This is a genomic window from Variovorax sp. V116 (assembly GCF_041154435.1).
GTDB classification, from domain to species: Bacteria; Pseudomonadota; Gammaproteobacteria; order Burkholderiales; family Burkholderiaceae_C; genus Variovorax; species Variovorax paradoxus.
On sequence record NZ_AP028661.1, the window covers coordinates 694235 to 720412 of the forward strand.

At 69.2% G+C, this 26178-nt stretch carries 18 protein-coding genes; 17 read left to right on the top strand and 1 reads right to left on the bottom strand.

The genetic code is table 11. From position 1 onward, the window contains the following. The first annotated feature begins 17 nt into the window (after nt 1–17). The 5 genes from ACAM58_RS03215 (at nt 18) to tagF (ending at nt 7525) form a co-directional block, all read left to right on the top strand. Nucleotides 18–419: a hypothetical protein gene (locus tag ACAM58_RS03215; RefSeq protein WP_369664136.1), complete on the top strand. Its 402-nt coding sequence runs from the start codon at nt 18–20 to the stop codon at nt 417–419. Nucleotides 420–616: 197 nt separating this feature from the next. Continuing rightward, entirely contained in the window at nt 617–1948 is a 1332-nt protein-coding gene (gene tssK, locus ACAM58_RS03220) for a type VI secretion system baseplate subunit TssK (protein ID WP_369664137.1), read from the top strand. A 32-nt stretch (nt 1949–1980) separates the two neighbouring features. After that, the gene (locus ACAM58_RS03225; RefSeq protein ID WP_369664138.1) at nt 1981–3309 is read left to right on the top strand and encodes a DotU family type VI secretion system protein; all 1329 of its coding nucleotides are present in this window, start codon (nt 1981–1983) and stop codon (nt 3307–3309) included. Further along, nucleotides 3306–6905, top strand: a complete 3600-nt coding sequence (tssM, locus tag ACAM58_RS03230; RefSeq protein WP_369664139.1) for a type VI secretion system membrane subunit TssM — start codon at nt 3306–3308, stop codon at nt 6903–6905. Before ACAM58_RS03225 ends, tssM begins: the two co-directional genes overlap by 4 nt. Continuing rightward, complete coding sequence (tagF, locus tag ACAM58_RS03235) at nt 6902–7525, top strand: type VI secretion system-associated protein TagF (RefSeq protein ID WP_307592883.1); 624 nt, start codon at nt 6902–6904, stop codon at nt 7523–7525. Before tssM ends, tagF begins: the two co-directional genes overlap by 4 nt. A 454-nt stretch (nt 7526–7979) precedes the next feature. On the opposite strand, the gene ACAM58_RS03240 is transcribed toward tagF, so the two are convergent. Further along, complete coding sequence (locus tag ACAM58_RS03240) at nt 7980–8945, bottom strand: IS110 family transposase (RefSeq protein WP_369663129.1); 966 nt, start codon at nt 8943–8945, stop codon at nt 7980–7982. 404 nt (nt 8946–9349) lie between these two features. Here ACAM58_RS03240 and ACAM58_RS03245 point away from each other — a divergent pair, with 404 nt between their 5' ends. The 12 genes from ACAM58_RS03245 (at nt 9350) to tssH (ending at nt 26158) form a co-directional block, all read left to right on the top strand. Then, on the top strand, nt 9350–11278 hold the full coding sequence (locus ACAM58_RS03245) for a protein kinase (RefSeq protein ID WP_369664140.1): 1929 nt from the start codon (nt 9350–9352) through the stop codon (nt 11276–11278). Between the two features lie 54 nt (nt 11279–11332). Then, a complete protein-coding gene (locus ACAM58_RS03250) occupies nt 11333–12943 on the top strand; it encodes a murein transglycosylase A (RefSeq protein ID WP_369664141.1) in 1611 nt (536 codons plus the stop codon). A gap of 105 nt (nt 12944–13048) precedes the next feature. Next, on the top strand, nt 13049–13798 hold the full coding sequence (locus ACAM58_RS03255; RefSeq protein WP_012745684.1) for a hypothetical protein: 750 nt from the start codon (nt 13049–13051) through the stop codon (nt 13796–13798). Nucleotides 13799–13826: 28 nt separating this feature from the next. Next, the gene (locus ACAM58_RS03260) at nt 13827–15005 is read left to right on the top strand and encodes a hypothetical protein (RefSeq protein ID WP_369664142.1); all 1179 of its coding nucleotides are present in this window, start codon (nt 13827–13829) and stop codon (nt 15003–15005) included. A gap of 170 nt (nt 15006–15175) precedes the next feature. Next, on the top strand, nt 15176–17125 hold the full coding sequence (locus ACAM58_RS03265) for a caspase family protein (protein WP_369664143.1): 1950 nt from the start codon (nt 15176–15178) through the stop codon (nt 17123–17125). 34 nt (nt 17126–17159) lie between these two features. Further along, nucleotides 17160–17717 carry a type VI secretion system tube protein Hcp gene (locus tag ACAM58_RS03270; protein WP_012745687.1) on the top strand — a complete coding sequence of 186 codons (558 nt, stop codon included), beginning with the start codon at nt 17160–17162 and terminating at the stop codon, nt 17715–17717. Nucleotide 17718: 1 nt separating this feature from the next. Then, a complete protein-coding gene (locus ACAM58_RS03275; RefSeq protein WP_062363594.1) occupies nt 17719–18555 on the top strand; it encodes a type VI secretion system accessory protein TagJ in 837 nt (278 codons plus the stop codon). A gap of 2 nt (nt 18556–18557) precedes the next feature. Next, nucleotides 18558–19073 carry a type VI secretion system baseplate subunit TssE gene (gene tssE, locus ACAM58_RS03280; RefSeq protein ID WP_012745689.1) on the top strand — a complete coding sequence of 172 codons (516 nt, stop codon included), beginning with the start codon at nt 18558–18560 and terminating at the stop codon, nt 19071–19073. 7 nt (nt 19074–19080) lie between these two features. Beyond that, nucleotides 19081–20973, top strand: a complete 1893-nt coding sequence (gene tssF, locus ACAM58_RS03285; protein ID WP_307592875.1) for a type VI secretion system baseplate subunit TssF — start codon at nt 19081–19083, stop codon at nt 20971–20973. Next, nucleotides 20937–22028 carry a type VI secretion system baseplate subunit TssG gene (gene tssG / locus ACAM58_RS03290; protein ID WP_369664144.1) on the top strand — a complete coding sequence of 364 codons (1092 nt, stop codon included), beginning with the start codon at nt 20937–20939 and terminating at the stop codon, nt 22026–22028. The genes tssF and tssG overlap by 37 nt, the downstream gene beginning before the upstream one ends. Then, nucleotides 22025–23359, top strand: a complete 1335-nt coding sequence (locus ACAM58_RS03295) for a methyltransferase domain-containing protein (protein ID WP_369664145.1) — start codon at nt 22025–22027, stop codon at nt 23357–23359. The genes tssG and ACAM58_RS03295 overlap by 4 nt, the downstream gene beginning before the upstream one ends. 69 nt (nt 23360–23428) lie before the next feature. After that, nucleotides 23429–26158 carry a type VI secretion system ATPase TssH gene (tssH, locus tag ACAM58_RS03300; protein ID WP_369664146.1) on the top strand — a complete coding sequence of 910 codons (2730 nt, stop codon included), beginning with the start codon at nt 23429–23431 and terminating at the stop codon, nt 26156–26158. Nucleotides 26159–26178: the final 20 nt, after the last annotated feature.

A 26178-nucleotide genomic window follows, 5' to 3' on the forward strand; every position in this document is an offset into this window, starting at 1 on the left:
GTCAAGGGAGAGAACAAATGCCGTCGAACATGAATTCGGCTGCGCGTGCGCAGCATCATCTTGCGCATTGCTCTACATCCACGCCAGCTCGTCGCCAACGAGGCGATCCGATGAAAACGCGGTGGTGGTGGCTGCCGCTGAACATGCTGGCCTGGACCTTGGCGATGCCTTTGCTCAGCGTCGGCCTGCGCTTCCTGGAGCAGCATCGGATCCTGGCAATGTCGGGGAGCGCCGTGGCGGCCGGAGCGATTGCGCTTTTGCTTTGGGCCGCCTTGATCTACGCGAGATGCGTTCCGGCCGCGCCCGAACTTTCGCGCCGCATCGGGTACTTCGTGGCGTTCGTCGCCGCGATGCTTGCGCTGGGCGCAGGAGCCCTTTGGCTGACCTTCTGGGCCATCGTCGCAATCTACGGCCTGTAGCGCCCGCCCAGGGCTGCCCGTTCCGTTTGCCGGTGGACATCTGGCGGGACATTTGCGCCACCGCCATCCAGGCATCTACTCCCTTCGCCGTAGCTCCAAAACCCCGCATCTAGGCCGTTAGGCGGATTTGCCCGCCGCGGCGCGCGCCGGAAACTTCGTGTTTCTTTCAGGCAGCCCTTGCCGTTGACGGAGTGCGGATGAGTTGGCGAACAAAAGTGGTCTGGAGCGAGGGGATGCTGCTGCAGCCCCAGCACCTGCAGCAAAGCGAGCGTCATGCCGACCATGCGAGGCATGTGCTGCTGCGTTCCACCACGCCCTATGCCTGGGGATTCGCGGAGATCGAGATCGACCAGGCCGCGCTCACGCTGGGCAAGCTCGCGCTGGTGCGGGCGGTGGGCCTGTTCGGCGACGGCACGGTGTTCGACATGCCGGCGGTCGATCCGCTGCCCGAGCCCATCGACATTCCGCCCGCCATGCGCGACGAGGCCGTGGTGCTGGCGCTGCCGCTGCGCCGCGCCGGCGCCCGCGAGGCCGATGCCGAAGACTATGAAGAGCTGGTGCGCCACCGCGTGCTCGAGTCCGAGGTGCCCGACTCCAACACCGCGGGCGAGCGCACCGCCGTGCTGCAGCTGGGCCAGCTCCACACGCGCCTGATGCGCGCCAGCGAAGCCACCGACGCCTGGACCACGCTGGGCGTGGCGCGCGTGCTGGAGCGCCGCGTCGACAACCAGGTGCAGCTCGACCGCGCGATGCTGCCGCCGCTCTTGGACGTGGCGGGCCATGCCGTGATCCGTTCCTGGCTCGACGAGCTGCTGGGCCTCTTGCGCCAGCGCGGCGAGGCGCTGGCCGGCCGCATGACGCAGGGCGGCACCGGCGGCGTGGCCGAGATCGCCGACTTCATGCTGCTGCAGGCCGTCAACCGCAACGAGGCGGTCTTCGCGCACCTGGCCCAAAGCGCCATGCTGCATCCGCGGCACTTCTTCGAGCATGCGCTCGGGCTGGCCGGCGACCTGGCGAGCTTTCGCGATTCGCGCCGCGTCACGCGCTTCGGCCCCTACGTCCACGACGACCTGGCGCTGAGCTTCCGCCCGCTGATGGACGACCTGCGGCGCAGCCTCTCGATGGTGCTGGAGCAGTCGGCCATCCGCATCGACCTGCACGACCGCAAGCACGGCGTGCGCGTGGCGGTGGTGACCGACGTGGAGCTGCAGCGCAAGGCGACCTTCGTGCTCGCGGTGAATGCCAACATGCCGAGCGAGGCGCTGCGCGCGCGCTTTCCCACGCAGGTCAAGATCGGCCCGGTCGAGCGCATCCGCGACCTCGTCAACCTGGCGCTGCCGGGCGTCACACTCACGCCGATGCCGGTGGCACCGCGGCAGATTCCCTTCCACACCGGCGCCAACTACTTCGAGCTCGAAACGCGCAACAGCGACCTGTGGCGCCAGCTGGAGCAATCGGGCGGCATCGCGATGCACATCGCGGGCGACTTCCCAGGGTTGGATCTGGCTTTCTGGGCCATTCGTTCCTAGCCGCATCGGGCTGACGGAAACGGAACACCATCATGACAACACCCGATCCCTTCGCCGCCTTCGAGTCGGAGCGCACGGTCATCAAGCCCAAGCCGCGCACGCCGGCCGGCACGCCGCCCGCGCCGGCTCCCGCACCGTTCTTCGGCGGCGCTGATCCGACGCCGGCCGTCGAGGTCGGCGAGATCGGCCTGCTCAATCCGCTGGTCTCGGCCGCGGGCAAGCTGCTGGTGCTGATCGGCAAGCTGCGCAACCTGGTGCAGCCGCCCAATGTGCCGGCCCTGCGCGCCTCCACCGCCGACGCGGTGAACCAGTTCGACGCCGCCGCGCGCCGCGCCGGCGCCAGCAACGAATCGGTATTGGCCGCACGCTACGTGCTGTGCACCGCGCTGGATGAAGCCGTGGCCAACACGCCCTGGGGCGTGCAGGCCGGCTGGAACAAGCAGAGCCTGCTGGTGCAGTTCCACAACGAGACCTGGGGCGGCGAGAAGGTGTTCCAGCTGCTCGCCAAGCTCGCGCAGGACGTGCCCACGCACCGCCAGCTGCTGGAGCTGATCTACAGCGTGCTCGCGCTCGGCTTCGAAGGCCGCTACCGCGTGGTCGACAACGGCCGCGCGCAGCTCGATTCGGTGCGCCAGCGCCTGGCCGACCTGATCGCCAAGGACCGCCCGCCGCTCGAAGCCGAGCTTTCGCCGCATTGGCGCGGGCAGGGCGCGGGCACGGTGCGGCTGCGCGAATCGCTGCCGCTGTGGGTGTTCGCGGCCGGCTTCGCGCTGCTGCTCGCGCTGGCCTGGTTCGGCCTCAGGCTCACGCTCAACTACCGCTCCGACACCACCTATGCCGCGGTGTCGGGCCTGCGCGTGCCCAACCTCCAGATCGCGCCGCCCGCCGCGCCGGCCAAGTCGCCGCGGCTCGCGCGCTTTCTCGAGCCCGAGATCAAGCAGGGCCTGGTCACCGTGACCGACGAGGCCGACCGCAGCGTGGTGCGGCTGCGCGGCGATTCCTTCTTCGGCTCCGGCAGCGCCGAGCCGATGGCCGCCTCGCTGCCGGTGCTGCGCCGCATCGGCCAGGCGCTGGCCGAGGTGAAGGGCGAGGTGCTGATCACCGGCCACTCCGACAACCAGCCGATCCGCTCGCTGCGCTATCCCTCCAACTGGCACCTGTCGGCCGCGCGCGCCGATGCGGTGAAAGGCGCACTCACCACGCTGGTCGAGCCGGCGCGCATGCGCTCCGACGGCAAGTCCGACGCCGAGCCGGTGGCCGCCAACGACACGCCGGCCAACCGCGCGCGCAACCGGCGGGTGGACATCGTGCTCTTGTCCGAGCCGGACCGCGTGGCTGCCGCGGCGGGAGTGACGAAATGATCAAGAAAATCTTCGGCTTCCTGTTCAGCCCGCTGCTGCTGACGCTGCTGGCGCTGGTCATCGTCGCGCTCCTGATCTGGTGGATCGGCCCGCTGGTGAAGATCGGTGCGTGGGTGCCGCTCGAAAGCGAGCTCGCACGCGCGCTGCTGATCGGCGCCATCGTGCTCGTCGTGGTGCTGCGCGCGATCTACCGCCGCTGGCGCGCACGGCGTGCGAGCCAGCACCTGACCGACGGCCTCATGAAGGCGCCCGCCGCCAAGACCGATGCGCCGGTCAACGGCGAACAGAAGATCCTGGACACGCGCTTCAGCGAAGCCGTGGCCACGCTCAAGCAGATGCGCCTGCATGCCGCGGGCAAGAAGCCCGGCTGGCGCGACTGGCTCTCCATTTCCGGCGGCAGCTACCTGTACGACCTGCCGTGGTACGTGTTCATCGGCGCGCCGGGCGCGGGCAAGACCACGGCGCTGGTCAACTCGGGCCTCTCGTTCCCGCTGGCCGAGAAGTTCGGCCCCGGCGCGATCCGCGGCGTGGGTGGCACGCGCAACTGCGACTGGTGGTTCACCGACGAGGCCGTGCTCATCGACACCGCCGGCCGCTACACCACGCAGGACAGCCACCAGTCGGAAGACAAGAGCGCGTGGGAGGGCTTCCTCGGCCTGCTCAAGAAGGCGCGCCCGCGCCGGCCGCTCAACGGCGTGTTCCTCACGGTGAGCGTGGCCGACCTGCTGAGCCAGGGCCCCGAGCAGCGCACGCAGCTGGCCGCGTCCATTCGCGCGCGGCTGCTCGAGCTCGATGCGAAGCTCACCACGCGGCTGCCGGTGTATGTGCTCGTCACCAAGAGCGACCTGCTCTATGGCTTCACCGACTACTTCGACGATCTCGGCAAGGAGCAGCGCGCGCAGGTCTTCGGCTTCACGCTGGCGGCCGACGAGAACGTGCAGGCCGACGAGAAGGGCCTGTCCACGGCCTTCCACCGCGAATTCGCGCTGCTGCACAACCGCGTCAACGACGGGCTCATCGCACGCATGCAGCGCGAGACCGACGGCACGCGGCGCGCGGCGATCTTCGGCTTTCCGGCGCAGTTCGGCTCCATCGGCTCGATGCTGTCGGACCTGCTCGACCAGGTGTTCACCGGCTCGCGCTTCGCGCAGCCGCCGTGGGTGCGCGGCGTGTACTTCACCAGCGGCACGCAGGAAGGCAGCCCGATCGACCGCGTGATGGGCAGCCTCGCGCGCAGCTTCGGCATCGAGCGCGCGATGCTCGCGCCGCAGAAGTCCAGCGGCCGCAGCTACTTTCTCACTGCGCTGCTGCGCGAGGTGGTGTTCCCCGAGCAGCGGCTGGCCGGCGCCAACGTGAAGCTGGAGCGCCGGCGCCATGCGCTGCGCATGGCGGGCGTGGCGGCCATGACGCTGGTCACGCTCGCGCTGCTCGCGGGCTGGGGCTACAGCACGCTGCAGAACCTCAACTACCTGAAGTCGGTCGAGGCGCGCGTCGACCCCGCGCGCCAGAACTTGGCGGCCCTGCCTTCGCGGGTGCAGAACCTGGTCGAGGTGGCGCCGGTGCTGCAGGGCCTGCGCAACATCTGGAAGACGCCCGACAACCGCCAGGGCGACGAGCCGCTGTCGATGACGCTGGGCCTCTACCAGGGCGACAAGCTCGACGCCGCCGCCATGCTCACGCACCAGCGTGCGCTCAACGACGCCTTCCTGCCGCAGATCGCCAAGCGCATCGAGGACCAGCTGCGCACCGCGCAGAAGGACAACCTCGAGTACACCTACGAGGCGCTCAAGAGCTACCTCATGCTCTACCAGCCCGAGCACTTCGATGCCGAGGCGCTCAAGGCCTGGATCACGCTCGACTGGGCGCGCAGCCTGGACCGCGGCATTCCGGAGGACCAGCGCCAGGCGCTCGAAGACCAGCTCGACGTGCTCATTGCCCAGGGCCCGCCGCGTTCGCCGCTCAAGATGGACGAGAACCTGGTGCGCAGCGTGCGCGCCGTGCTCGCGAGCTATCCGCTGGAGCAGCGCGTGTTCAGCCGCCTGAAGCGCCAGCGCGCCACCAAGGACATTCCGGCCTTCAGCATTGCCACCGCGGCCGGCCCCTCGGCGCCGCTGGTGTTCGAGCGCATCAGCGGCAAGCCGCTGACCGAAGGCGTGCCGGGCATGTTCACCTACGACGGCTACCACAAGCGCTTCCAGAATGAAGTGACGGTGCTCACCGGCCTGCTGGCGCAGGAAGACCCGTGGGTGCTCGGGCAGGACCGCAGCGCCGCCGACCGCATGCGCGACGTGGCGGCGCTCGGCGCGCTGACCGACCGCGTGCGCCGCCTCTATCTTGCGGAGTACGTCAAGGTCTGGGAGGCGCTCCTGGCCGACGTGCGGCTGATCCGTGCCAGCGGGCTCGAGAAGAACATCGAGGCCGCGCGCATTCTCTCGGGCGTGGGCTCGCCGCTTGCGAACTTTTTGCGCGCGGTGGTGAAGGAGACCACGCTCATTCCGGCCGACCAGCCCAAGGACGTGGTGAGCAAGGCCACCGCCACCGTCGCGAGCACGCGCAAGGGCCTGGAAGACCTGTTCGGCGGCGACCCCAACAAGGCCGTGGCCAGCGGCAAGCGCATCGAGAGCATCGTGGACGACCGCTTCGAGCCGCTGCGCCGCCTTGTCACCGCCGCCGGGCCGAACCAGCCCGCGCCCATCGACGATGCGCTCAAGCTCTTCAACGAGGTGTACGTGTACCTCACGGCCGTCGACACCGCCGTGAAGGGCCGCACCTCGCCGCCACCCGGCGACGTGGCCGGCAAGCTCAAGTCCGACGCGGGCCGCCTGCCCGAGCCGGTGCGAACCATGGTGGAGAACCTGAGCCAGTCGGGCGCGGCACAGGCCCAGGTGGCCGAGCGCGGCAACCTGAGCCAGGACCTGCGTCCCGTGACCGACTTCTGCAACCGCGCCATCGCGGGCCGCTACCCGTTCGTGGGCAGCAGCAAGCGCGACGTGCTGCCCGAGGACTTCGGCCAGATGTTCGGCGCCGGCGGCCTGATGGACGAGTTCTTCCAGAAGCGGCTGGCCGCGCTGGTCGACACCAGCACCAAGCCCTGGCGCTACAAGCCCGTGGCCGAACGGGGCGCCGTCACCACGCAGGCGCTGGCGCAGTTCGAGCGGGCCGCGCGCATCAAGGACATCTTCTTCCGCGGCGGTGGCCGGGGCCCGTCGATGCGGCTGGACTTCAAGCCGGTGGAAATGGATGCGGGCATCACGCAATTCATCCTCGACGTCGACGGCCAGCTCGTGAAGTACGCGCACGGCCCGGTGGTGCCCATGGCCGTGCAGTGGCCCGGCCCGAAGGGCAGCAACCAGGTGCGCATCCAGGTCAGCCCGCCTTCGGCCACCGGCAGTTCGGGCGCGGCGGTCGATGGGCCATGGGCGCTGTTCCGCGCGCTCGACGACGGCCAGCTCGAAGCCGGCGATGCACCCGAGAAGTTCTTCATCACCTTCCAGATCGGCGCGCGCAAGACGCGCTTCGAGGTGACGACGAACAGCGTGCAGCATCCGATCCGCTTGAAGGAGCTGCGCGAGTTCTCCTGTCCGGAGGGGCTGTGAGCGAAGCCGCTGTTTTTTCTGCATTGCCCGGATGGTTCGGCAAGCTGCCGGGCATGGGCGACTTCGCGCACCGGCGCCTGCCGGAGTCGTTTCGCTCGGTGTGGGACCCGTGGCTGCAGCGCGGATTGGCGCGGCTGCGCGACCGGCATGCGGACTGGACTTCGCACTACCTCGAAGCGCCGGTGTGGTGCTTTGCGCTCGGGCCGCAGGTGGTTGGCGAAGGCGCATGGATCGGCGTGCTGATGCCGTCGGTCGATGGGGTAGGGAGGTACTTTCCGTTCACGCTGGCGGTGGGGCTCGATGCTTCTGCGGGCGGGCCGCTGCAGGGCGAGGCGCTGCAACAGGCGCTGGGGTGGTGGGCGCGGGGGACGCGGGCTGCGCTCGAAGGGCTTGAGGGGGATCTGGATGCGCTGCGGTTTGATGCGGTGCTGGAGAGGGTGTTTGCTGCTGCCGGTGATCTCGAGGTGCGCGAGATGGCAGTGGAGTCGCTTGCCTTGCCGGGGGTGGGGGAGTCTTTGTGGCTTGGTGATCCGAGCGATGGGGAGGGGGCTCGGATGCTTGTTGCGGGATTGCCTTTGGATGCTCGGTTTGAAGCCTTGTTTTTGGGGGGTGGGGAATGACGGTTGTTGGTCGTTTTCCTTCCGGAGGCCGGGATGTCCGCCCGGCGGCGGACTTACTTTCTTTTGCTTCGCCAAAAGAAAGTAAGCAAAGAAAAGGCGACCCTACTGTCTGCGTCCCTCCGCTTCGCTACGGGCAACCTGCGGTGCTCGATTACGGCGGGGGTCCGCAGAACTCGCTTCGCTCAAACAGCTGCGGCCCTGATCCCGCCTCCATCTGCGCTCCTCGGCGCATACAGAAGGGGGGGGAGAAGACGGGCCATTGCTTCGCTCGGCCCCAAGACCAAACCCAACAGCCAATACCAATACCGACAGCCCAATCCCAACCACCGCGGCGCTGCGCGCCGCTGGGGCTTGGTGGCCGAGCGAAGCAAAGGCCCGTGTGGTTTGTCCTCCCCTCTGTATGCGCCGAGGAGCGGAGGGTTTCGCGGATCAGGGCTCGCAGCTGTTTGAGGTTCTATGTTTTTTGCAAGTCAGTTTTAGGGATCAATCGAGCTGGATCGAACACCTCGTTGCCCTTCCAGATAGCGAATGCCACGCGCAACAGCTTGCGCCCAAGAATCATCAGCGCCGCGGTGGTCGCGAAGCCCTTGGCACGGATCGACTGGTACAGCGGCTTGAGGGCCTTGCTGTGACTCGCGGCGAAGCCCGCCAGATACATCTGCCGGCGCAGCAGCGGTGGGCCCTTCTTGCTCAGGCGACGTCGCCCGCGTTTGGTGCCGGAGTCGTTGGGGCGTGGGTCCAGGCCGCTGTAGGCCACCAGTGCATCTGCGTTGGCGAAGTCGAAGCGGCTCAGCAGCGTGGCGAGCAACGCCGAAGTCTGCGGGCCGATGCCGGTGATCGTGCGCAGACGCTCGCATCCCTGGGCCATCTGCGCATCGCTGGCGATCAACGCTTGGACCTGCTGGTCCATCGACTGCAGCAAGGCGTCGAATGCCGCCTGCAGTTTTGCAGTCTCGATGCCCTTCGTATCGATTCCTGTGAAGACCTGGCGCAAGGCCGATCGATGCGTGGCCACCTGGGCTCGGCGCGCGAGCAGATCCTGCAACCGTTGCTGCAACGAGCTGCCAGGTTGCCAGGGGTGCAGCCGGGCACGATGCTCGACGAGATACCGGGCAATCACCCCGGCGTCCACGCCATCGGTCTTGGCCCGGGTGCCCAAGGCACGCGCGTAGAAGTAGACGTCGCGCGCATTGAGCACATAGACCTTCAATCCGGCCTGGCTTGCCAGGTGCGCCAACAGAGTGTGATAGCGGCCCGTGGACTCCATGGCGATGAGCGCATGCGCCGGAATCGCTCGAAGCCAGTTCGAGATACTCACAGCGTCGTTGGCGACACTGCACGGTCGTCGCTCTGGTCCCATGGCGATGACCAGCTCGGCCTTGGACACATCCACGCCGATGCACAGGGTGGGCTCTTGCATGACAACACCTCCGATTGGACAATTTGTCGTGTCGGGGTGCAGCCCACCTGCCACGTTGGCTTGCCTTCAGATCGGTGGTCGTTGCACCGCCAGGTGCAGCGCCGCTCAGTTCCTGATCGACGTTGGAAGGTGGGGCGGGAGAAATCTCAAAACTGTCGGTCCGCTGCCGCGGCCGAATCCGAAGCGAGTCCCTCCACCCCGACACCCAAACATACAAGCGAAGCGAGTTCTGCGAGACCCCGCGAAACGCGAGCACCGCAGGTTGCCCGTAGCGAAGCGGAGGGTCGCAGACAGTGGGGTCGCCTTTTCTTTGCTTACTTTCTTTTGGCGAAGCAAAAGAAAGTGAGTCCGCCGCCGGGCGGACATCCCGGCTCCGGAAAACAAACAAACAAAGGAGCCCGTCAATGACCGAAGCTCCAAACCCCAACATGCCCCCAGAAGACGACCGCACCCGCGTCATGTCCAGGCCCGCGCAGCAACCCGCAGACAGCGAATCCGACACCTCCGCCACCGTCATCACATCCGGCTCCACAAGCCTCTCCAACGCGCCACCAGCAGCAGCCGCCGCTGCAGCAGAAACCAGCGAGGCCGGCCTCCTCCCCGTAGGCAGCCGCCTCGCCGAATTCGAGATCACGCGGGTCGTCGGCCAGGGCGGCTTCGGCGTGGTCTACGAAGCCTGGGACCACACGCTGGAACGCGTCGTCGCCATCAAGGAATACCTGCCCACATCGCTGTCCACAAGGCAGCACGACGGCACGGTGGTCCCGCTGTCCGAGCGCCACCGCGAAACCTTCGACCTCGGCATGCGCAGCTTCATCAACGAAGCCCGCCTGCTCGCGCAGTTCGACCATCCCTCGCTGCTGAAGGTCTACCGCTTCTGGCAGGAGCGCGGCACCACCTACATGGTGATGCCGTTCTACCGCGGCGACACGCTGCGCCAGGCGTTGGTCTCCATTCCCGCGGGCGTGGACGAGGCCTGGCTGATCCGCATCATGGACGGCGTGACGCAGGCGCTGGCGGTGATGCACGGCGCCAACTGCTACCACCGCGACATCGCGCCCGACAACATCATCCTGCTCGAAGGCTCCGGCCGGCCGGTGGTGCTGGACTTCGGCGCCGCGCGCCGCGTGATCACCGACAAGACGCAGGCGATCACCGTCATCCTCAAGCCTGGCTACGCGCCCATCGAGCAGTACGCCGAGATGCCCGACATGTCGCAGGGCGCGTGGACCGACGTCTACGCGCTCGCGGCGGTGATGCATGTGGCCGTGTGCGGGCGCGCGCCGCCGCCCTCGGTGGCGCGGCTCCTGTCCGACAGCTACGTGCCGCTCGCGGGCAACGACATCCTGCGCCAGCGCTACAGCCTGCGTTTGCTGCAGGCGATCGACGCGGGCCTGGGCGTGCGGCCCGAATCGCGGCCGCAGTCGATGGCCGAGTTCCGCGCCGCGCTCGACCTGGAGGTGGGCCACAGCATCGCGCCGACGCCGCGCACCACGCCCGGCGGCTCAGGCGCACGGAACAACAATAGCAACGCCGACCTGCCGACGATGATCGGCCGCGGCAAGGCATCATCACCCGCGCTGGCACCCGCTCCGGGCACGGGTGCCGGCGGAAAGAACGGCGGCAAGACCGTGGCCGCGATCGCCTCGGTGGCGGTGCTGGCCGCCGTGGCCGGCGGCGGCTGGTGGTGGTACCAGGGCCGCACCAGCGCGGGCGTGGAAGAGGGCAGCGGCGGCAAGCAGGTCGCCGTTGCACCGCCGCCGCCGCCCGAATCGCGCGTGGTCCAGGCACCTCCGCCACCACCACCGCCTCCGCCCGCGCCACGCACGCCGCTCGAATCGCTGCAGTCGCTCGCGGCGGGTGCGGCGCCGGGCTTCGACGTGACGGCCGCGCCCAGGAAGGCCGAGGTGTCGATCGGCAAGGACAAGCTCGCCTTCGAGGTCCGCAGCAAGCGCGAGGGTTTCGTCTACGTGTTCCTGCTGTCCAGCGGCGGCGAGATGTTCCTGCTGTTCCCGAACCTGCTCGACAAGTACAACAAGATCACCGCAGGCAGCCCGCTCTCGCTGCCGCGCGCCTCCTGGCCGATGGATGCGGGCGGTCCGGCCGGCACCAATCAGTTCGCGGTGCTCGTGAGTGAGCACGAGCGCGACTTCGGCGGTTCGGGCGTGCAGAACGACGGCGTGTTTCCGCAATTTCCGCTGCCCGTGCTGGCGGCGCTCGAAGCCAGCCGCGGCACGGGTCCGTCGCCTTTGCTGGGCAAGCCGGTCTGCGCGCCCAACACCCCGTGCAACGACGTCTACGGCGTCGCGAATTTCAAAATCGTCGAGAAGTAATCGTCTGCAGAGCGTTGGCCCGATGGGCCGCTCTTTCCGGACAAGGAGGCTTTCATGAACACGACACCGTCGCCGGTTCTTTTCATTTCCGCCCTGCGCTGGGCGGCCACCGCAGCAGCCATGCTTGCGGCGGGCTGCGCCAACACGCCGCCGACGGCGAGCGCCGGCGCTTCGGACACGGCGGCCAGCGCGGCGGCCGCCGGCTCGACGACGACGACGACGACGCCACCACCGCCGCGCCCCGCCGGCTCGAGCACGGCCGGCCAGGCGCGCACCTTCTCGACCCAGCTGGCCACCTACACCTCGGTCAGCTTCGATGCCGTGCCCGGATGGGCGCGCGACGACTTCTCCGAAAGCTGGCCCGCCTTCCTCGGCAGCTGCAAGGTGCTCACCGGCCGCGGCGCCGAGTGGAAGGACGTGTGTGCGCGCGCCCTCCGGGTCGACAGCAAGAACAACAGCGCGATCCGCGCCTTCTTCGAGCAGGAGTTCTCGGCCTACCAGATCCGCGACGACGACCGCAAGCCCGATGGCGTGGTCACCGGCTACTTCGAGCCCGAGATCCCGGGCAGCCGGCAGTACGCGGCGCCGTTCATCTACCCGGTCTATGGCCAGCCCGAGGACATGCTGTTTGCCGATGCGCGCAAGCTGCCGGCCGGCAACGGCACGGTGGCGGCGCGGGTCGAGGGCCGCAACGTGGTGGTGCAGACCGGCCTCAGCACGCGCGACATGGGCGCGCCCGGGCTCTATGCGCTCGACCTCTCGGCCATCACGCGCGACACGCTCGACCGCAAGGTGCGCCTGCGCATCGAGGGCAAGCAACTGCTGCCCTACTACACGCGCGAAGAGATCGAGACCAAGGGCGCGCCCAATGCGAAGGTGCTGGCCTTCGTGAGCAGCGCCACCGCGCTCTATGAGATGCAGATCCAGGGTTCGGGCCGCATCAAGCTGGCCAACGGCGACATCATCCGCGTGGCCTATGCCGAGCAGAACGGCCAGCCTTTCCGCCCCACGCTGGCGCAGGCGGCCAACGGCAAGCCGCGCAGCCCGGTCAAGGTGCGCGGCTCGTCCATCGAACTGCAGCTCGACGACGGCGACGAGGACGACGACGTCGGCGGCCCCGCGACCGGCACCATCCGCACGCGCGGCTTCACGCTTGCGCAGCCCACGGCCAGCGGCGCGGTGCTGGTGCCGGGGCGGCGCACGGCCGGGCCGGTGATCGGCTCGGGCATCAAGGACCCGAGCTACGTGTTCTTCAAGGAATCGCCGTCGCCTTCGGGTGGGCCGGTGGGCGCGTTCGGCGTGCCGTTGTCGGCGGGCCGCTCGATCGCGGTGGACCCGCGCAGCACGCCGCTGGGCTACCCGGTGTTCGTGTCGACCCGCGCGCCCGGCACCGGTGCGCCGATGCAGCGGCTGACCATTGCGCAGGACACCGGCGGCGCGATCCGCGGCGCGGTGCGGGCCGACTATTTCTTCGGCAACGGCCAGCAGGCCGCGACCAACGCGCGCCGCATGAAGGAGCGCGGCCAGCTCTGGATCTTGCTGCCGCGCGGCCTGGCGGTGGCCACGGCGGCGGTGTCCTCGGCCATCCGCACGCGCGGCGGCCCGGCGGGCGCCGGCCTGCCGCAGTGCCTGGTGCCGACCGAAGGCGTGTGCGTGGACGACTGAGTCATGTCTGCCCCCCGGCTTTTCACTCGCTGCGCTCCTGTAACTCCACCCCCCGAGGGAGAGGCGCGGCCCGCCTTGGGGCGGCCCGGCGGCGGCCGCTGACCCATGCAAGAAACCCTTTCGTCCGCGGAAAGCACCGAACTCGTCCGCCTCTGGCAGCGCCGGCAGACGCTGTCCCCGGGCGACATGGGCACCATGTACCGCATCGTGGGCGATGCGCTCGTGGCCTGCAATCCGCCCGAGCTGCAGGTGCTGGGCGAAGGCCGGCAGGAGCTGGTGGCGCAGTTCATCTACGTGAAGGTGCTGCGGCTCGATGCCGATCCCGACGAGGCCGACGAGCGCGCGGGCCACAGCGCGCCCTCCACCGCCTTTGCGCTGTGCGCGTACTTCCGCCGCTACCTGATCGACTGCACGCGCGCGAGCGCATTCCGGCGCAAGCTCTCGATCGGCGAGCAGGTCAGCGAAGCGCAGCTCGAAGATGCGCTGGGCGCCGGTGAAGACCTCGAAGGCTGCCTCGCGGAGCACGGCCTGAGCGCCGGCGCGGTGCAGCTGGCCGCGCGCGCCTTCATCGCAGAGCTGCCCGAGCCCGAGCGCATCCTGCTGTGCGAGGGCTTCGGCAAGGAGGCCGAGGGCGGCCTCTCGGGCATTGCCTCGCGCCATGCCATCGCCTCCTACCACTACCGCGCGGGCCGGCTGGGCCTGGTGCACAAGCGCGAGGGCCTCACCGCCGACTACGCCAAGACCCGGCTTGGGGGCTGGATCCAGCAGACCCTGGGCATCGCGATCGAGCCCGGCAACATGGCGGCGATCCTGCAGGTTTTCAAAATCCTCGGTGCTGAAGCGTCTTATGCCTGAAGACATAGCCATTCAGGAACAGACCGCCATGAACACCGACCTCTGGCCCCCGCTCAGCGTGATCCGAAGCGCATTCCAGGCCGCGGGCCCCGCGCCTGCGATGCCGGGCGCGCCAGGTGCATCCGGCCAGGAAGCCGCCGTGGCGGCCGTCGCGATGCCCGGTGCCGCACCCCATGACGCGCAGCAGGGCACCGCGGCCGCGCCGCCGCGTGCCGTGCTCGATCTCGTGCTTCCGCTCACCGAATTGGCCCGGCGCCGCGAGGCTGTCGCCCAGCGCGCCTTCAGTGCGCGCTGGGCGCCGGGCCGCCTCGTGAGCGTGGTGCACGAAGGGCGGCTGCTCGGCGTGCTGCTCGACCGCTGCATCCACGGCAACCTGTGGCAGGGCTGGATGGCCGCGGGCGAGGCCGACTGGGCCGGGCCGTTCGACGTGCTGCTCGAGCCCGACGACGAGCCCTTCGAGCCGGCCTTCGGCCTGGTGCAGGCCTGGAACATGCTCACGCTCGAACCGAGTCCGCAGCTGTGCGCGCGCGTGCTCGGCGAGGTCTCGGCCACCCGGCTCGCCGCGATCCGCGCGGTGCACGACGAATGGGCCGCGCAGGCGCCGCTGGCCATCGCGCCCGAGCCCGGGCGCATTGCGCTGCGCACCGTGGGCGGCGTGTTCTCGGTGCTGTCCGGTACGCCGCTCGCTGCGCAGGATCCGCGTGCCGACTACCAGGCGCTCTATCGCTCCGCCGCATCGCAGCTGGGCACGGCCCTTCAGCCGGCTTCGAGCCGCACATCGGCGCCACCGAGCGTGCCGCGCGCCCGGCCGCAGCCGCGGCCCGAAGGCGGCTGGTGGGGCAGCATCCGGCACTGGTTCGGTTCCGGCGGATGGCTGCGTCCCGCGTTCGCGGTGCTGGCGCTGTTCGCGGTGGTGCAGAACACCGGCCTGCTCGGCAGCCGGGATGCGGAGCAAGACGATGTGCGCTTTCGTGCGGTGCCCGCCGTGCCCGTTGCAACGCAAGCCAACCTGGTCGTGCGCTGGAAGGACGGCGTGCGCATCGACGAGGCCGGCCGCCTGCTGCGCTCGATGCCGGCCGAGGTGGTCGGCGGGCCGGATGCGAACGGCGTCTGGCGGCTGCGCGCGGCCGATCCGGTCGGCGGCCGCGCGGTGCTTGCGGCATCGCCGCTGGTCGAGTCGGCCGGACCGGTCTCGGGGCGGCCATGACATCGGCCTGCGTGCTGTCTTGTTCCCTCTCCCGCTTGCGGGAGAGGGGCAGGGTGAGGGTGGGTGCCTTCGCAAAAGCATCGCCCTCGCCATCGCCGCCGGCCCTCACCCCAGCCCTCTCCCCAAGGGGAGAGGGAGCAACACAGCGGCGCTTCCGGCAAACGTTGCTAATGGCGTGGCTGCTTGCCTGCAGCAGCTTTTCCTTCGCCACCCAGCGCGCCCTGCTCGTCGGCGTTTCCGAACTCGTCAACCAGCCGCAGGCCCTGTGGCTGCAGGCGCCGCGCAACGACGTGATGCTGATGCGCGATGCCTTGCTGAAGCAGGGCTTTGCCCCATCCGACATCACCGTGCTCGCCGACGGCGTGGGCGGCGCGGTGCTGCCCGAATCGCAGGCCATCCACGATGCGCTCGGCCGGCTGCTCGCGCAATCGAGAAGCGGCGACTTCGTGCTGCTCTACTTCTCGGGCCACGGCACCCGCCTGCGCGACAGCAGCAAGCTCTACCAGGAGCCCGACGGCCTTTCGGAAAACTTTCTCGCGCGCGATGTGCGCGGCACGCTCGGCAGCGACAGCGCGCTCACGGGCGACCTGCGCGATGCCGATTTCGATGCCTGGATCCAGGCCCTCCTCGCGCGCAACGTGTTCGTCGCCTCCATCTTCGACACCTGCTCGGCAAACTCGATGACCCGCAGCGGCACGGCCGAGAGCCCGCTCATCGCCGATGGGCCGGCCGACGACGAGGTGCGCTGGCGCGGCCTGCGCATCGGACAGCTGCTCGGGGCGCCCGCCCCGGCGGCGCGCGCTGCCGTGGCGCGGCCTGCCGCCGCGGCCGAGCCGGTGCCGCGCGCGCGCTATGTCGCGCTCTTCGCCTCCGAGAGCCACCAGATCACGCCCGAGCTGCGGCTGCCGCGCAAGAGCCGCAATGCGCGCCCGCAGGGCCTCCTGACCTGGGCCGTGGTGGAGGCGCTCTCGCGCCGGCCCGCCACCTGGCGCGAGCTGTTCGACGGCGTGCTCGCGGCCTATCCGCCGGTGATCGACGAACTCGCGCAGCGCTTTCCCACGCGCGAGCTGCCATCGCCGGTGGCCGAGGGCAACCTCGATGCGCCGATCTTCGCCAACCGCGCGCAGCCGGTTTCGACGCGGCCGGTGTGGCGTGCGCAGCGCTCCGGCGACGCGCTGGTCCTGCAGGCCGGCCAGCTCGACGGCCTGGTGGCGCAGCAGCCGCTGCGCGTGCTGGCCACGATGGAAGACGGCACGGTGCGCAGCGCCGAGGGCCTGCTGCTGCAGGCCTACACCGACAAGGCGCGCATGGCGGTGCCGCCCGCGCTGCGCGAGCTGTCCGGCGCCGCGCTCTGGAACATCACGCCGCTCGGCGAACCGGCGTCGGTCGCGCTGCGCGTGCGCGCGGAGCAGGGCCTGCCGCCCGGGCTGAGCCTCGACTACCCCGCCTCGGTCGTCGCCGTGGCCGCGGCGGACGGTGCCGACGTGCACTGGAGCGCCTCCCGGCTCGACGTGCTCTCGCCCGCGCTCGGCGCCGGCGCCAGGCCTGTGCCGGCCGATGCCGCAGCGGCCCGCCGGCATCTTGAAATGCTGGCCCGGCTCAAGTGGCTCAACCAGCTCTACAGCATTGCCAGGGATGCGCAGTTCGAGGGCTTCGACGCATTGTTCGAAGTGTGGAACGGCGACCGCCTGGTGCGCAGCGGCCCGGCCCGCCAGGCCGGCGCCGGGCTGCTGCCGCTGCGTGCCGGCGAGCGCGCCGTGCTCAATGTGCGCAATGCCACCGGGCGCTCGGTGGACCTTGTCGTCGTCGGCATCGACCCGCAGGGCGGCGCGCGCCAGGTCTACCCCGGGGACCCGGGCGAGACCAACCGCTTCAAGCGCGGCACGCGCGACGCGCCCGCCGTCAAGCGCTTCGAATTGCCCTGGTTCAACGCCGAAGGCGGCCGGCTGCTGGTGCTGGCCGCGCCGGCAACGCCCTACAGCGCGCCGCGCCTGTTCGGCGCCGGCACGGCCGACGGGGTGGCCCAGGTGCGGGTGCGCGGCGCCCTGCAGCAAGACAGCGAGCGGCAGAGCTTTGCCGCGATGGTGCATTGGGCGGGCGAAGCCTTGTCCGCCAGGTAACGACAGACCACCGGATTTTTTTCAGGAGATCGACATGAGCTGGACCTACGATGGAAAACTGGACCCCGACGAGGCCCTGCGCCTGCTCGACTACCTGTCGGGCGAATCGGGCAACGACTTCGCGATGATGATCGAGAGCAAGGGCTCGCCGATCGAGGGAGAGTCCAAGCGCACCTACGAAGACGGCAAGCAGCGCATGGACATCGGCGGCTACTCGTACAAGTCGGACGTCGTCGTTCCGCCCGGCTCCACCAAGGGCAAGCTGCGCAACCACGCCTTCATCGTGATCCGCGACTGCGATGCGGCCACGGCCTCCATCGCGAGCCTGCTCAAGAGCCAGGACAGCGACCTGAAGGTGACCATCTCGGTCTTCAAGGCCGGCGGAGACAGTTCCAAGGACCAGCAGTCGCACCTCGAATTCGTGCTCGAAGGCGCGCGCGTGAACTGCCACGCCATCGTCACCGGCGGCACGCCCAAGCGGCCCTGCGACCTGATCTTCTTCGACTACACGAAGCTGGAGATCCGCTCGGCGCCGCAGCAGCAGACCGGCGCGCGGGGTGCCGTCCGCACCTGCACCTTCGCGGGGAACTGACATGGCCAGCTCCGCCGAACTCCTCAAGTCCGCCGACCCCGTCGGCGCGCTCAAGGCCCTGAGCGACGAGGTCCGCGCCAAGCCCGCCGACAGCAAGCACCGCGTCTTCATGGCGCAGCTGCTGTGCGTGCTGGGCCAGTGGGAACGCGCGCTCAACCAGCTCACCGTGGCGGCCGAGCTCGATGCGCTCGCCGTTCCCATGAAGCAGGTGTATGGCGACGCCGTGCGCTGCGAAGGCCTGCGCGCCGAGGTGTTCGCCGGCACGCGCACGCCGATGATCTTCGGCCAGCCCGACGAATGGCTGGCGCTGCTGATCGAATCGCTGCTGCGCCAGGGCCGCGGCGAGAGCGAACTGGCCGAGGACCTTCGCCAGCGGGCCTTCGATGGCGCACCCGCCATCGCCGGCACCATCGACGGCGTGCCCTTCGAATGGCTGGCCGATGCCGACATGCGCCTGGGCCCGGTGCTCGAAGCCTTCGTCAACGGCAAGTACTACTGGATTCCCTACGCGCGGCTTGCGCACATCAGGATCGAGCCGCCCGAAGACCTGCGCGATTGCGTCTGGATGCCCGCGCACCTGCAGTTCGAGAACGGCGGCGAGACCCTGGCGCTCATTCCCACCCGCTACGAAGGCACCGAGCAGAGCGAGGACGGCGAGCTGCGGCTCGCGCGCAAGACCGAGTGGCGCGAACTGCGCCCCGAGGTCTGGGCCGGCCGCGGCCAGCGCGTGCTCGGCAGCGACGCCGGCGAGTACGCGCTCATGGACGTGCGCGAGATCCTTTTCACGCCCACCGCCTCTGCCGCAGCGCAGGACGGCCCCGGCGACGCAGGCGGCTGATCGTGGCCGAGCTCACTGCCCAGGAGCGCCTGCAGCCGTCGCTGCTCGACCGCCTGGTCGACGACGCGCCCACCGAAAAGCGCGAGAGCGACGACAAGCGCACGCTCACCAAGCAGGCGCTGCGCTCGGCCGTGCTGCGTGACCTGAGCTGGCTCTTCAACGCCACCGGCTTCGGCCTTGCGATGGACGACAAGCAATACCCGAACGCCGCGCGCTCGGTCATCAACTACGGATTGCCTATGCTGTCTGGCCAGTTCACCTCGTCGGTGCAGCGTGTCAGCATGGAACAGGCTTTGAAGAACGCAATCCTGCAGTTCGAGCCGCGCATTTTGTCCCGCACTCTCGAAGTTGAACTCGTCATGGAAGGCTCGGCACTCGACTCGCACAACAGCATCGGCCTGCAGATCCGCGGCATGCTGTGGGCGCAGCCCGTGCCGCTCGAGTTCCTGATGCGAAGCCGTGTAGACCTGGAAGAAGGACGCATCGAGATCGTGGACATGGCGCAAAACCCAAGGTGAGTCCGACATGGACCCTCGGCTGCTGAACCTGTATGAACAGGAACTGCGCTACTTCCGCGAGAGCTCCTCGGAGTTTGCGCGCGCCTTTCCGAAGATCGCGCACCGCCTGGGCATCGAAGGCCAGGAGGTCGCCGATCCGTACGTCGAGCGGCTGATCGAGGCCACGGCCTTCCTGTCGGCGCGCGTCAACCTCAAGCTCGATGCCGAATACCCGCGCTTCACGGGCCACCTGCTCGACATCGTCTATCCGAATTTCCTCGCGCCCACGCCCGCCATGGCGGTCGTCTCGTTCTCGCCCGACCTGGACGACGCCAACCTTGCGACCGGCCCCAGGCTGCCGCGCGGCGCGGGCCTGCGCGCGCGGCAGGCCGTGGGGCAGAACACGCACTGCGAGTTCCGCACCTCGAGCGCGCTGCGCATCTGGCCGATCGAGATCCAGCGCGCCCAGTACTTCACCTATGCGCCCGACCTGCCGCTCGCCACGCACCCCCAGTCCCGCGCCATCCGTGGCGGCCTGCGCATCACGCTGCATGCGACGGCGGGGCTCAACTTCAGCCAGATTCAGCTCGACGACCTGGTGCTGCACCTGGGCGGCGCCGAAGACGTGGCATGGCAGCTGCAGGAGTGCGCGCTGGGCCAGCCCATCGGCGTGATGGTGCGGCCGCTGTCGCCCACCGGTGCGCTGCAGGGCGCGGCGCAGAGCCTGCCGGCCACGGCGATCCAACCGGTCGGCTTCGAGGACGATGAAGCGCTGCTCCCGGTCACGGCCACGGGCTTCTCGGGCTTTCGGCTGCTGCAGGAGTACTTCGCGTTTCCACAGCGCTTCCAATTCCTGCGCATCGCCGGGCTGCAGTCGGTGCTTGCGGCCATGCCGGTCGCCGAGGTCGAGCTCGTGCTGCTGTTCTCGCGCGGCGATGCGGCGCTCGAAAAACTGGTGAGCGCCGACAACGTGCAGCTGCACTGCGTGCCGGTGGTCAACCTGTTCAACAAGCGGCTCGACCGCGTGCCGCTGACCGAAGGCGTGAGCCAGTTCCATCTGGTGCCCGACCGCACGCGCCCGCAGGATTTCGAGGTGCACACCGTCACCGAGGTCATCGGCCACGGCGCACCCGGCGCCGATGCAGCGGCGGCCGAACAGGTGTTCCGCCCTTTCTATTCGGCCTTCCATGGCACGCGGCACAGCCATCCGGCCTACTTCACGACCACGCGCGAGCCGCGGATGCTGTCGGTGCGCCAGCGCACCGAGGGCCATCGCAGCAGCCACATCGGCTCCGAGGTCTACATGCAGATCGTCGATCCGCAGCAGGCGCCGTATGCGGCCGCGCTGCGGCAGCTTGCGGTGGCCGCGCTGTGCACCAACCGCGACCTGCCGCTCCTGATGCCGCTGGGACGCGACAACGACTTCGACTGCGTCGACTCCTTCCCCGTGCAGCGGGTACGCATGGTGCGCGGTCCTTCGCGGCCGGTGTCGCCGGTGGTGAGCCAGGGGCTGGGCTGGCGGGTGGTCGACCACCTGGCGCTCAACTACCTGTCGATCTCCGACAGCACGCCGGAGCAAGGCGCCGCCGCATTGCGCGAAACGCTGATGCTCTATGCCACGCATGCCGACGAGATGCGCCAGGGCCAGGTGCGCGGCCTGCTCTCGGTGAAAGCCAAGCCCGTGGCGCGCCGCCTGCCGCTCAAGGGGCCGATCGCTTTCGGGCGCGGGCTCGAAGTGACGCTCGAGGTCGACAAGGACGCATTCCACGGCCACAGCGTGTTCCTGTTCGGCGCGGTGATGGCGCGCTTTCTGGCGCGCCATGTGGAGGTCAACCATTTCGTCGAGACCGTGCTGCGCGTGGCGGGCCGGGGCGAGACCATGCGATGGAGGCCGCTGTGCGGGACCCGGCAGATTCTGTAGCCGGGAGAGTCGACGCCGCGCTGCGCGGATGGTCGGCCGAGCCGTGGTCCTTCGACTATTTTGCGGTGCTGCGCCGGCTGGAGTCGGTGGCCGCGACCACGCCGCGCTGGGGCCGCGCCCTGCTGCCGAGCGCGGAGCCGGTGCGCGTGGGACAGGAGCCGTCGCTGTCGTTCGCGCCGGCCAGCTTCAGCCGCTTCGAGCCGGCCAGCGCGTATTCGCCGCCGCGCCTGCGCCAGCACTTCTTCAGCTATGTCGGGCCCAACGGTCCGCTGCCGGTGCACCTGAGCGACTTCATCCGCGAGCGCAGCCTGAACCATGGCGATCCGACCTGGCTGGCCTTTCTCGACAGCTTTCTGCACCGCTTCTCGCTGCACTTCTACCGCGCCTGGGCGCAGGCGCGGCCCGCGGTGGCGCTCGACCGGCCGGGCGAGGACCGCTTCCGCCTGCAGGTTGGCGCGTTCGTGGGCATCGGCACGCCGGGCCGCATCGAGCGCGACGAGGTGCACGACGATGCGCGCCTGCATTTCTCGGGCTGGCTCGCGCGCCGCGTGCACAACGCCGAGAGCGTGGAGTCGGTGCTGTGCAGCTACTTCGGCGTGCCTGTGAAGCTGGAGCGCTGGGTCGGCCACTGGATGAGCCTGCCCGCGGGCGAGCTCACGCGGCTGGGGCAGGGCGAGAGTTCGCGTTCGATGGGCATGGGCGCGATGCTCGGCACGCGCGCGTGGGACCGGCAGCACCGTGTGCGCCTGCACATCGGCCCGCTCACGCTCGCGCAGTACCGCATGTTCCTGCCGACCGGCAACGCGCAGCCGGTGCTGCAGCGCTGGATGCAGCAGCTGCTCGGCGACGAACTCGAATGGGACGCCGAGCTGGTGCTCGAGACGACGCAGGTGCCCGCCACGCGCCTTGGCCAGGCCAAGGGCAACGCGCCGCGCCTGGGCTGGGTCTCCTGGCTCGGCCAGCGCACGCGTGCCAAGGATGCGGCGGACGTGCGCATCGGCAACCGCCCGATGAGTGCCCGCAGCGCCCAGGCCACCGTGGGAGCCGCTGCATGACGACGACGCCCGTGCAGCCGGACACGACGGCGCACGCGGCCGCGCTGGCGCAAGCTGCGGCCCTGGTCAAGGCGCAGAAGCTGGACGCGGCGGGCCGATTGCTGGACCGCCTCCTGGAGGCCGCGCCGGCCGACCCCGACGCCCTGCACTACCAGGGCCTGCTGCGCCATGCGCAAGGCCGCAGCAATGAGAGCATCGCGTTGATCGGAAGGTCGCTCACGCTGCAACCCGCGCAAAGCGGCGCCTGGAACAACCTGGGCAACCTGCTGGTCGAGACCGGCCGCATCGACGACGCGATGCTGGCCTACGGCAACAGCGTCTCCTTCGCCAAAGGAGGCGACGAAGGCGCCGATGCGCTGAGCAACATCGCATCGCTCGAACGCCGCAAGGGCCACTGGCAAGCCGCCGAGCGCGTGAGCCGCCAGGCGATCGAACTGCGGCCGGAATTCAGCGAGGCCTGGTACAACCTGTCGATCGCGCTGATGGAGCAGGGGCGCATCCACGAGAGCGTGATCGCCAACAGTCGTGCGGTGCTGCTGCAGCCGCGCAACCTGAGCGCCCGCTCGCAGGTGATTCGTGCGCTGGAACTGCTCGGCGAGCACGGGCAGGCCCTTGGCATGTACCGGGAGTGGCTGGCCGAGGATCCAGGCAATCCCGTGGTCACGCACCTGCTGGCCGCCTGCGAGGGGCAGGCGCCCGCGCGCGCCAGCGACGGCTATGTGGAGACCGTGTTCGACAGCTACGCCGGAAGCTTCGACGCCAGCCTGGAGAAGCTGCACTACCGTGCGCCCGAGCTGGTGGCGCAGGCGGTGCAGCAAATGCATGGCGCGCCGGCCGCGAGCCTGGCCGTGGTCGATGCCGGCTGCGGCACCGGGCTCTGCGCCCCGCTGCTGCGGCCCTGGGCCGCGCACCTGGCCGGCTGCGACCTGTCGGTCGGCATGCTGCAGCGCGCGGAGCAGCGCGGCGGCTACGACGTGCTGCACAAGGCCGAGCTCACCCACTACCTGCACACGCAGCCCGGCCGCTTCGACCTGGTGATATCGGCTGACACGCTGTGCTACTTCGGCGACTTGCACGAGGTGCTGGCGGCGGCCGCGCGCGCGCTGCGTCCGGCGGGCGGGGTGGTGTTCACGGTCGAGGCCATGCCCGGCGGGCAGCACGACTTCAGGCTCGAAGGCAGCGGCCGCTACCGCCATGCGGCTGCGCATGTGGAGGCCTGCCTTGCGGCTGCCGGCTTTGGTGCCGTTCGCATCGAGCCGATCATTCCGCGCCGCGAGGCGGGGCAGGACGTGCAAGGGTGGCTGGCCAGCGCAAGGCTTTCTGCGCATTGACGCCGGACACGGATCGCCGAACTTCAAATTTACCGGCATGAATCGTCTTCAACAGATACGGAGTCTTCCATGAGTGAAATCAGTCGCACCGCCCTTTTCGGCAAGCTCAACTCGCTGGCCTACAAGGCCATCGAGGGCGCCACGGTGTTCTGCAAGATGCGGGGCAATCCGTATGTGGAACTGGAGCACTGGTTCGCCCAGCTGCTGCAGGCGCAGGACTCCGACCTGCACCGCGTGATCCAGCACTACGGCCTCGACGTGTCGGTCATCGCCAAGGACATGACGGCCGCGCTCGACCGCCTGCCGCGCGGCGCCACCGCCATCAGCGATTTTTCGCCGCACATCGAGAACGCCATCGAGCGCGCCTGGACCTACGCCACGCTGCAGTTCGGCGAAGCGCAGGTGCGCACCGGCTACATCCTGGTGGGCATGCTGAAGACGCAGAGCCTGCGCAACCCGCTGTTCGGTTTGTCCAGGCAGTTCGAGAAGGTCAAGGTCGAGGACCTGGCCGACAACTTCGCGAAGATCTGCGACGCCTCGCCCGAATCGCAGATGCGCGCGCAGGACGGCACCGGCATGGGCAGCGGCGCGCCCGGCGAAGACTCGGGCGCGATGGCGCCCGCCGCCATGGGCAAGGGCGATGCGCTCAAGAAGTTCGCGGTCGACCTCACCGAGAAGGCCAAGAAGGGCGAGATGGACCCGATCACCGGACGCGACGAGGAGATCCGCCAGATCGTCGACATCCTGATGCGGCGCCGCCAGAACAACCCGCTGCTCACGGGCGAGGCGGGCGTCGGCAAGACGGCCGTGGTCGAAGGCTTCGCGCAGCGCCTCGCGCGCGGCGACGTGCCACCGCAGCTCAAGGACGTGAAGCTGCTCACGCTCGACATCGGCCTCTTGCAGGCCGGCGCCAGCATGAAGGGCGAGTTCGAGCAGCGGCTGCGCCAGGTGATCGACGAGGTGCAGGCATCGCCCACGCCCATCATTCTTTTCATCGACGAGATCCACACGCTGGTGGGCGCGGGCGGCGCGGCCGGCACCGGCGATGCGGCCAACCTGCTGAAGCCGGCACTGGCGCGCGGCAACCTGCGCACCATCGGCGCCACCACCTGGGCCGAGTACAAGAAGTACATCGAGAAAGACCCGGCGCTGACAAGGCGCTTCCAGGTGGTGCAGGTGCCCGAGCCCGACGAGGTGAAGGCCATCCTGATGCTGCGCGGCGTGGCCAGCGTGCTCGAGAAGCACCACCGCGTGCAGCTGCTCGACGAGGCCATCGAGGCGGCCGTGAAGCTGAGCCACCGCTACATTCCCGCGCGCCAATTGCCCGACAAGGCCGTGAGCCTGCTCGACACGGCATGCGCGCGCGTGGCTGTGAGTCAGCACGCGACGCCGCCTGAAGTTGAAGACTGCATGCGCCGCATCGAGGGACTCACGGTCGAGCAGGAGATCATCGGCCGCGAGGAAGCCATCGGCATCGACGTGACCAAGCGCGCGGCGCAGGTCACCGCGCTGCTGCTGGAATCGAACGGGCAGCTGGAAACGCTCAACGCCCGCTGGAAGGAAGAGAAGGGGCTGGTCGATCGGTTGCTGGAATTGCGCAGCAAATTGCGTGCGGGGAGCAAGCCGGTGGACACTGCGTCCGCCGATGGCGATGCGAAAGCCGACGTGCCCCCACCCCAGCCCTCCCCCGGCGGGGGAGGGGGCGAAGACCGGGCTGCGCTGCTTGAAGAACTGCATGCGCTGCAGGCCAAGATCCATGCGGTGCAAGGCGAGTCGCCACTGATCCTGCCTTCGGTCGATGAGCAGGCGGTGGCCTCGGTGGTGGCCGACTGGACCGGCATTCCCGTCGGCCGCATGGTCAAGAACGAAGTCGAGGCGGTGCTCAAGCTCGCCGACACGCTCAACCAGCGCGTCATCGGCCAGAAGCACGGCCTGGAGATGATCGCGCGGCGCATCCAGACGTCTCGCGCGCGGCTGGACAACCCGCAAAAGCCGATCGGCGTGTTCATGCTCTGCGGCACCTCGGGCGTGGGCAAGACCGAGACCGCGCTGGCACTGGCCGAGGCCCTGTACGGCGGCGAGCAGAACATCATCACCATCAACATGAGCGAATTCCAGGAGGCGCACACGGTCTCCACGCTCAAGGGCGCGCCGCCGGGCTACGTGGGCTACGGCGAGGGCGGCATCCTGACCGAGGCGGTGCGCCGCCGGCCCTACAGCGTGGTGCTGCTCGACGAGGTCGAGAAGGCCCACCCCGACGTGCACGAGATCTTCTTCCAGGTGTTCGACAAGGGCTGGATGGAAGACGGCGAGGGCCGCATGATCGATTTCAAGAACACGATCATCCTGCTCACCACCAACGCCGGCAGCGAGCTGGTGATGAGCATGTGCCGCGACCCCGAGCTGCTGCCCGATTCCACCGCGCTGGCCGATGCGCTGAAAGCGCCGCTCATGAAGGTGTTCCCGCCCGCGCTGCTGGGCCGCATCGTCACCATTCCCTACTACCCGCTGTCGCCCGACATGATGAAGAAGATCGTGCGGCTGCAGCTGGGCCGCATCAAGAAGCGCGTGGAGACCAACCACGGCGTGCCCTTCGAGTACAGCGACGCGGTGGTCGACCAGGTGGTTGCGCGCTGCCAGGACCCGGAGTCGGGCGGACGCGTGATCGACGCGATCCTGACCAACACGGTGCTGCCCACCATCTCGGTCGAGTACCTGCAGCGGCTGGCCTCGGGCGGCGAGATCCGCCGCGTCGCGCTCGATGTGAAGGATGCCGACTTCACCTACGCGTTCGACTGAGCAACTGCGCATCAAGAGTA